At 24.4% G+C, this 254-nt stretch carries 1 pseudogene; it reads left to right on the top strand.

The features are described 5' to 3' along the window. Nucleotides 1-254: pseudogene (locus RI68_RS03375) on the top strand (hypothetical protein); the annotation flags it as partial.

Below are 254 nucleotides of genomic sequence, written 5' to 3'. Positions count from 1 at the left end.
ACAAAAACCAAATAAACCTTCAAGAACTAAACGCGAAATAGAAACTCCAAAACCTAAAATTAAAATAACACAAGAAAAATATGATAAAATTGAATCTTACGTCTTATCAGAAAATGAAAACGAAGTTTTATCGCTAAATGATCTTTCTGAAGAAGAAATAACTACAATTGAAAAAATAAAAAATAGTTGGAAATTAAGTTTAGAATTACAAAAGGATAGACAAAAAACAATATTAGAATATCAAGAAACATGTG

The organism is Vaccinium witches'-broom phytoplasma str. VAC (assembly GCF_000309405.1).
Classification (GTDB): domain Bacteria; phylum Bacillota_I; class Bacilli_A; order Acholeplasmatales; family Acholeplasmataceae; genus Phytoplasma.
This window is presented reverse-complemented; position numbering and strand designations above follow the sequence as displayed.